Below are 7,787 nucleotides of genomic sequence, written 5' to 3' on the forward strand. Positions count from 1 at the left end.
CGGGTCGGGCCGATGTCTTCACAGGCTGAAAACACCAAGGGGGCGGCCGCCGGCCGCCCCGAGGGCGGCGGTTTTGCCGACCGTTTCTCCATGCACACCAAGCGCCTCGTCTGGGTCTGGACCTTTCTGGCGCTGCCGGTGCTGTTTTACAGCGTCATCCGTTTCTACCCGACGCTCGACGCCTTCCGGCTGTCGCTGACGGACTGGAACCTGATGCGCCCGCCGAAATTCATCGGCTTCGAGAACTACGCCAAGCTCTTCGCCGATCCGGATTTCTGGCAGGTGTTCAAGAACACCTTCGCCTATCTAATCTTCGGCACGCCGATCTCGCTGGTGCTGTCCTTCACTATCGCCTTTTTTCTCGATCGCGTGCGCTTTGGCCACGGGTTTATCCGGGCGCTCTATTTCATGCCGTTCCTGACGACGGCGGCGGCCATGGCCTGGGTCTGGCGCTGGTTCTATCAGCCGGCCCCGATCGGCGTCATCAATGACGTGCTCTCCGCTCTCGGCCTGCCGCAGCAGCCCTTTCTGCGCTCGACAACACAGGCGCTGCCCTCGATCATGGTGACGGCCATCTGGGCCGGTCTCGGCTTCCAGATCATCATCTTCATGGCGGGGCTCCGCGCCATTCCGACGACCTTTTACGAGGCGGCGCGGATCGACGGGCTTGGCGAATGGGCGATCCTGCGCAGGATCACGCTGCCGCTTCTGAAGCCCACCACCGTGTTTCTGGTCGTGCTGTCCTCCATCGGTTTCCTCAGGATCTTCGACCAGGTCTACAACATGACCACGAATGATCCGGGCGGGCCGCTTGGCACCACCAAGCCGCTTGTGCTGATGATCTACCAATCGGCCTTCTCATCCTACCAGATGGGTTATGCCGCGGCCCAGACCGTCGTTCTCTTCCTCATTCTCCTCGTCATTTCGCTGCTGCAGCTCTGGATCCTGAGGGACAAGTCATGAGTGAACTTCGCCAACAGGATGCGGTTTCGCGTTACAAACCGAAGGTGCGGCCGGGCAGGGTGCTGATGTGGACGCTGCTTTTCATCGGCGGCGTCATCATGATCACGCCGCTGCTCTTCATGTTCTCCACCTCGCTCAAACCCGCAAGCCAGGTCTATGACCTGCGGCTGATCCCGCAGGACCCGACGTTTTCGAACTATGTGAAAGTGTTGACGACCACAGGCTTTGGCCGCTGGTTCTTCAACTCGCTGCTGGTGGCCACGATCGTCACCTGCTCGAACGTGTTCTTCGACAGTCTCGTCGGCTACACGCTGGCGAAATTCCGCTTTCGCGGCCGCCGCTTCATCTTCCTGGCGATCCTCTCGACGCTGATGATCCCGACGGAAATGCTGGTGATCCCCTGGTATCTGATGTCGGCCAATTTCGGCTGGCTCGACAGCTATTGGGGCATCATGTTCCCCGGCATGATGACCGGCTTCGGCACCTTTCTGATGCGCCAGTTCTTCGAGGGCGTGCCGGACGATTTCATGGAAGCCGCCCGCATCGACGGCATGAACGAGTTCGTCATCTGGTGGAAGATCGCCATGCCGCTCGTCGCGCCGGCGCTCTCGGCGCTTGCCATCTTCACCTTCCTCGGCAACTGGACCGCCTTCTTCTGGCCGCTGATCGTCACCACCTCGAGCGAGCTTTATACGCTGCCCGTCGGCCTTTCGAGCTTCGCTGTCGAAGCCGCGATCCAGTGGGAGATGATCATGACCGGGGCAGCGCTTGCGACCATACCCACGCTCCTCGTCTTCCTCATCTTCCAGCGCTACATCGTGCGCGGGGTGATGCTGGCCGGCGTCAAGGGATAGACCCATGAACACCATTGATCCCCAAAAGGACGATACCAGCCGTTTTCCTGATCCCGTTTACAAGGAAACCGTGCTCAAGCCCTTGTTTGACGGCGCAAAAACGCATTTCGTCGAAGGCTTCCGCGCAATCGACCGCGCCCATCTGGTCATGCTCGCAGAGACCGGTATCCTGACCGCCGGACAGGCGGGAGAGATCGCTGACGCACTCGTCGCCATCGACGCCGAAGTTGACCCCGCCACGCTGGACTATACCGGCGAGGTCGAGGATTTTTTCTTCCTGATCGAGAAGGAACTGAAGGCCCGGCTCGGTCCGGATCTCGGAGGTCGCCTGCATACCGCGCGCTCGCGCAACGACATTGACCACACGCTCTTCAAGTTCAATCTGCGCCGTTATGTCGATGCCGCTGCCGACCGGGCAATCAAGCTTCTCGCTGCCATGATCGATGCGGCCGAGCGCGAGAAGGCGACGCTGATCGTCGCCTATACCCACGGCCAGCCGGCGCAGCCGACCACCTTTGGCCATTATCTCGGGGCCGCGATCGAGGTGCTTTCGCGCGATATCGAGCGGCTGTTCGAAGCCCGCAGAACCGTCGACCTGTCGCCGATGGGTGCTGCCGCGATCACGACCTCCGGCTTTCCGATCGACCGGCACCTGATGGCGGAACTTCTCGGTTTCTCCGCGCCGCTCCAGAATTCCTACAGCTGCATTGCCGCCGTCGATTACATCACCGCCACCTATTCCGCGCTTGAACTCATGTTCCTCCATCTCGGACGGCTGATCCAGGATTTCCAGTTCTGGACGAGCTTCGAGGTCGGCCAGCTCTATGTGCCGAACGCACTGGTGCAGATCTCCTCAATCATGCCGCAGAAGCGCAATCCGGTACCGGTCGAACATATGCGCCATCTGGCAAGCCAGACGGTGGGCCGCGCTCAGACGGTGCTGACGGTGATGCACAACACGCCGTTCACAGACATGAATGACAGCGAAGGCGAAACGCAGGCGATGGGCTATCAGGCTTTTGACAGCGGCATGCGCGTGCTGGAGCTGATGACGAGCCTCATCGCGCAGGTGCGCATCAACGGCAAGCGCGTTGCCGCCAATCTCGACCGCTCCTGCATTACCATCACCGAACTGGCCGACAGCCTGGTACGGCGCGAGGCCTTGTCCTTCCGTCAGGCGCACGAGATCGCCGCCGATGTGGCCCGCGCCGTGGTTGCCACGGACGGGGCGCTTGGAACGGATGGCTATGGCCCCTTCAGAAACGCCTTCGCCGACCATGCGGGCAGGGAAACGGCGCTGGACGAAGAGGCCTTCCGCGAGATCGTCTCGCCGGACTATTTCGTTGCCGTTCGCAAGCGCTATGGCGGGCCGGCGGAAGAGCCGCTCGATGCCGCCATAGCCGGCTACCGCGACAGTCTTTCCGCATTTCAAAACCAAGCCGACGCGCTTGCCGCCCGCCTGGAAGCGGCGGCGGACGAACGCGGCAACCGCTTCGAACGATTGAGGGGAAAAGCATAATGGCTTCAATCGCACTGGAAAAACTGGTGAAGCGCTATGACAAGGTCGAGGCCGTGCATGGCATCGATCTCGAGATTGCCGATGGCGAGTTCGTTGTCTTTGTCGGCCCATCGGGCTGCGGCAAGTCGACGACGCTCAGGATGATCGCCGGTCTTGAGGAGATTACCGGCGGTACGCTGAAGATCGGCGAGGCGGTGGTCAACGAGCGGGCGCCAAAGGCGCGCAACATCGCCATGGTGTTCCAGAACTACGCAATCTATCCGCATTTGACCGTGCGCCAGAATATCGGTTTCGGCCTCTACACGTCGAAGCTTTCGAAAGAGGAGAAGAATGAGCGGATCGACGAGACGGCGCGCATTCTGGGCCTGACCGATTATCTGGAGCGCCGCCCGGCAGCGCTTTCCGGCGGCCAGCGCCAGCGCGTCGCCATCGGCCGCGCCATGGTGCGCAACCCCTCGGCCTTCCTGTTCGACGAGCCGCTGTCCAACCTCGATGCCCAGCTTCGCGCGCAGATGCGTATAGAAATCAAGAAGTTGCATCAGGAACTTAAGACAACGACTGTCTATGTGACCCACGACCAGGTCGAAGCCATGACCATGGCCGACCGGATCGTGGTGATGAAGGATGGCTATATCCTGCAGACAGGCACGCCGGTCGACCTCTACGAGAACCCCGCCGACGTATTCACCGCGCGTTTCATCGGCTCGCCGTCCATGAACATGCTGCCGGCAGCGGCGTTCGGCGACCAGGCGGCCGGTTTTGCGGGCGAGGGCGACGTGCTGGTCGGCATAAGGCCGCATGACCTTCTTGCCGTCGTTGACGGGATCGTGCCGGAAGGCGCGGTCCTGACGCTTGAAGGCGTGGTCGAGGCCGTCGAACCGCTGGGCCCGGAAACCATGGTGCACCTGAATGTCGCCGGCAAGCCGTTGATCGCCACCTCGCCGGGCACGCTCTCGCCTGCCGTCGGCAGCAGCGTTGCCTGCACGGTCCAGCCCGGCAAGCTCTATCTCTTCGACGCCGCGACAGAAAAGAGCCTCGGTCGCAGATGACAGCCGGACATGACGAAAGACGGGCGGTCCTCAGCGTGGGGCGGATCTATTGCGACCTGATCTTCACCGGACTTGACCGTCTGCCGGTGCTCGGGCGCGAGGTTTTCGCCCACGACCTGACAATCGCCGCCGGCGGCGGCGCGTTCATTTCCGCCGCCCATTTCGCCGGCATCGGACGCCATGCGGCCCTTGTCGGTCGGCTGGGGCATGATCCGCTGTCGCGCGCCATCGAGCGCCAGCTTGAGACTTCAGGAATCGATCTCGGCTTCCTGGAACGCGCCGACGATGCCGGCCCGCAGGTGACCGTCGCCTCCGTGCTTGACGGCGAGCGCGCCTTTCTGACCAAGCGGGCAGGGCGGGCGGAGCCTTCAACGCTTGATGATGCGCTTGCCTGGCGGAAGGCCGGCCATCTTCACATTGCCGAATACGCAACGCTTGCCGAAATGCCGGATCTTGTGACGCGCGCGCGCGCGGCGGGGCTTACGGTCTCGCTCGATCCGAGCTGGGACGATAGTTTGATCGGTGATCCGGGCCTCATCGCCGCCTGTCAGGGGGTGGACGTCTTTCTGCCCAATCTGGAGGAGGCGCGCATCATTACCGGCGAGAACGAGCCGGCGGCGATGTGCGACCGTCTGGCCAAGCATTTTCCCGTCGTCGCGATCAAGGCCGGGGCAGAGGGGGCCTATCTTGCGGCATCCGACCTTCGTCTTCACGCGCCCGCCGAAGTCGTCAGCGTGATCGACACGACCGGCGCCGGCGATGCCTTCAACGCGGGCTTCGTTGACGCCTGGCTTGACGGCGAAGCCCTTCAGCGCTGCCTTGCCGCGGCGATCGGCGCCGGCAGCAGGGCCGTGCAGGTGGCCGGCGGGGCGGGCGCGGGCGCCGCCGACACCGCTGCCCCCGAAAACGGCACATAAAGCCGGGCGGCTCAGCGCAAAAAAGGCTCGTCGCCGCCGGACCGGCGCCGCACCGTTTTTTTGCCGGATTTCTTTTCACAGGCTTGATCGGCGAAACAAAAACGCCTATCAGAGCCCTCACCGGAGAGGTGGCCGAGTGGTCGAAGGCGCTCCCCTGCTAAGGGAGTATACCAGAGATGGTATCGAGGGTTCGAATCCCTTCCTCTCCGCCAGATATCCAATTCATGTAATTGATTTCATTTTGTTTATTTGGATATCGATTTTTCGATCCTAATTCTGATCCTAACGGCAGAAACGACTCATCTTGACGGTTGAAGCGTGCTTATGAGCTGCCGGATGCTCGCGTTCAGTTCCTGCGTCTGGTCTTTGAAGCCCTTCATCTGCTCTTCGATGCGGGCGAGGCGGTCAACGGTATCGTCGCGATACTCTTCCATCCGCGAGACGCGGGATTGGAGGGCCTGGGTCTCGGCCTTTGTCGAGCTGTCTTGCTGAAGCTCCCTGATCGAGACCTTGATTTCCCGGATGTCTTCCTGATTGGCCTCGGCATTGTTTTTCACGGCGTAGTAGCCGCCGACAATCGTGACGATGAAGACGAGCGCCGTCAGGATATTTCCGAGCGAAATGCGCATATCGAGCTTTGGCGTTGTCATTCCCAGCACCCCATTCTCTGGCCGGCGCGGTCATTGCCAATGACGTTGGTTGCGCCCTGAGGGTCCGCCTGAATAAGCGCGGCGGTCCCGCCCGGGGAGAGATTATTTTTGCGGAAGGGCGCGCAGCTCGTCGCACTCTGGCACCCTGCCAACGTAAGACACGCAAAGATCATAAGGAGACATGGCTTGTAATTTGGCATCGTCTTTCGTCCTGTCTTGCCAGGCCTCAAGGGCTTTTCGAGCGACGGCCGCACGTTCATCGAGAATGCCCTGGCGATGCGCCTTCGGTATGAAGATCAGCACGCCCAGGATGATGATGACCGCCGCGCCAACGGCGGCTGCGGCAAGAGCGATGACGATGCTTTCGATCTTGTCGAACATCACGCGGTCTCCAGCGCATCCTCGTTGGCAGCCGCCCGCCGCTTCGCCCAGAGCCGATAGACAAGCGCGCCGAGCATCACGGCGACGCCAAGGGCGGCCAGTGCGGCGGAAACCCTGTTGATCGCATCGATTGATGCGAACGGCGCGAGCTGGTCCTGCGCCTGTGACAGGGCCGCCGTGACGGCACCGGCCCCGAGCGCGGCGTCGGCGGGCGCGACAGGTGGCGCCTTTTTGATATCTGCGGCGTTCGCCTTGGCATTTGCCCCTTCGACGGGCTGAACCGTCATCATCGCACCAGTGGCGCCGTCGATTGCGGAGCGCCCCTTGAGCTGGATGCTGTTCGCCTCGGCCATCGCAAGTCCATTGGCGCGCATATGCGACACCCGCGCGGACCAGCCGCCCTTAAACGTCGGCCATGTGGAAAGGCGTTTCAGCATCGCGAGGCGTCGGTTGCAGATATGATTGACCAATGCCCGGTGGTCGGGGCAGCTCATAATCGCGTTTAGGGTCTCCGGCCCGATTAGTCCGTCAACGCCGATTTGCGAAGATGATGAACGCAGGTCGTTTACGGATCGCTGCAGCCATTTGACGGATTGGGCCGGGCCGGAATTGACGGCGCCGTCAAAGACGACGAGGTCGATGCCGGGCGGCAGTCGATCGCCGTGAACGAGGTTCCAGTAGCGTTCGCGATAGATCGCCTGCAACTCGTCTTCGGAAATCTGACGGACGTTCTGTGTCGCGAGCCCTTTGGACTGGCGATAGGTGTCATAGACGCGCTGGATGACGCCACGCATGGTCGCGCCACCAGGGTCTTTGGGGTGGTTGGAATAGCCGCCTTCTTCAGCCAGAATCAGGGCCAGACATTCGGTGAACCGCGACATCTCGATATCCTTTTCGCCGAGCGTAAATGCAGCCGGTCGTGGTTTGGATATCATACACTGGATGATGCCAAAATAGCAACGATGCTGGAAGGAATGGATGGTGGTGGGGACTGCTCTGGCTTTAGTCTGTCAAGGGCGGCGTATGGCTTCCGTCGGCCGCGCGCCAGATAGCAGCGATCATCTTCAGAGTTGGGTCGCTCGCGCAACGGGCTGCATATTCGCCTTCTGATAGATTTGCCTTTGACGGACCCAGTTCATCCCACAGAAGATGCGCTATGGCAGCAATACCGTTGAGGGTGGTGGGGGTTAGCGATATCAAAGCGTCCCTCGCTTCAAGTTCTCTGCGCTGGATGGCATCGAGGTTTTTGACGGTCGTCTGTCCGCTTTCCACTTGAATGAGAGCGCGGCACCACTCGGCGCGAACGGCACGCCAGACCCGGTAATGAAAAAGTGTCGGATCGATCGCCGGTGGCGCATTTGCGTCGGTATCTGGTCCCGCTGTTGAGAGCGTGTTGCCGTTCAACGATGAATTAGCCATGTACAATCTCCTGGACGGGCCGGGCGGAAGGTTGC

Annotated in this window: 9 protein-coding genes and 1 tRNA gene; 6 read left to right on the plus strand and 4 right to left on the minus strand. The window is 61.4% G+C overall.

Translation table 11 applies throughout. The features are described 5' to 3' along the window. The first annotated feature begins 12 nt into the window (after nt 1–12). The 6 genes from AZF01_RS06785 to AZF01_RS06810 all read left to right on the plus strand — a co-directional run bounded on the left by AZF01_RS06785 (nt 13) and on the right by AZF01_RS06810 (nt 5,514). Entirely contained in the window at nt 13–963 is a 951-nt protein-coding gene (locus AZF01_RS06785) for a carbohydrate ABC transporter permease (RefSeq protein ID WP_024709189.1), read from the plus strand. Next, nucleotides 960–1,817 carry a carbohydrate ABC transporter permease gene (locus AZF01_RS06790; protein WP_024709190.1) on the plus strand — a complete coding sequence of 286 codons (858 nt, stop codon included), beginning with the start codon at nt 960–962 and terminating at the stop codon, nt 1,815–1,817. The genes AZF01_RS06785 and AZF01_RS06790 overlap by 4 nt, the downstream gene beginning before the upstream one ends. Before the next feature lie 4 nt (nt 1,818–1,821). Continuing rightward, nucleotides 1,822–3,336: an argininosuccinate lyase gene (gene argH, locus AZF01_RS06795; RefSeq protein WP_024709191.1), complete on the plus strand. Its 1,515-nt coding sequence runs from the start codon at nt 1,822–1,824 to the stop codon at nt 3,334–3,336. After that, nucleotides 3,336–4,385 (plus strand): ABC transporter ATP-binding protein, encoded by a 1,050-nt coding sequence (locus tag AZF01_RS06800; RefSeq protein ID WP_024709192.1) that lies wholly within the window; start codon nt 3,336–3,338, stop codon nt 4,383–4,385. The genes argH and AZF01_RS06800 overlap by 1 nt, the downstream gene beginning before the upstream one ends. Then, nucleotides 4,382–5,302 (plus strand): carbohydrate kinase family protein, encoded by a 921-nt coding sequence (locus AZF01_RS06805; protein WP_024709193.1) that lies wholly within the window; start codon nt 4,382–4,384, stop codon nt 5,300–5,302. The genes AZF01_RS06800 and AZF01_RS06805 overlap by 4 nt, the downstream gene beginning before the upstream one ends. Before the next feature lie 122 nt (nt 5,303–5,424). Next, a tRNA-Ser gene (locus AZF01_RS06810) sits at nt 5,425–5,514 on the plus strand. An 87-nt stretch (nt 5,515–5,601) separates the two neighbouring features. Here the strand turns inward: AZF01_RS06810 and AZF01_RS06815 are convergent. The 4 genes from AZF01_RS06815 to AZF01_RS23875 all read right to left on the minus strand — a co-directional run bounded on the left by AZF01_RS06815 (nt 5,602) and on the right by AZF01_RS23875 (nt 7,752). Further along, nucleotides 5,602–5,952: a hypothetical protein gene (locus AZF01_RS06815; protein WP_024709194.1), complete on the minus strand. Its 351-nt coding sequence runs from the start codon at nt 5,950–5,952 to the stop codon at nt 5,602–5,604. Between the two features lie 102 nt (nt 5,953–6,054). Beyond that, nucleotides 6,055–6,333 (minus strand): hypothetical protein, encoded by a 279-nt coding sequence (locus tag AZF01_RS06820; RefSeq protein ID WP_036237767.1) that lies wholly within the window; start codon nt 6,331–6,333, stop codon nt 6,055–6,057. Beyond that, the gene (locus tag AZF01_RS06825) at nt 6,333–7,214 is read right to left on the minus strand and encodes a glycoside hydrolase family 108 protein (RefSeq protein WP_082781116.1); all 882 of its coding nucleotides are present in this window, start codon (nt 7,212–7,214) and stop codon (nt 6,333–6,335) included. Before AZF01_RS06825 ends, AZF01_RS06820 begins: the two co-directional genes overlap by 1 nt. A gap of 121 nt (nt 7,215–7,335) precedes the next feature. After that, a complete protein-coding gene (locus AZF01_RS23875; protein WP_152534632.1) occupies nt 7,336–7,752 on the minus strand; it encodes a hypothetical protein in 417 nt (138 codons plus the stop codon). Nucleotides 7,753–7,787 lie beyond the last annotated feature (35 nt).

It is taken from the genome of Martelella sp. AD-3 (assembly GCF_001578105.1).
Taxonomy (GTDB): Bacteria; Pseudomonadota; Alphaproteobacteria; order Rhizobiales; family Rhizobiaceae; genus Martelella.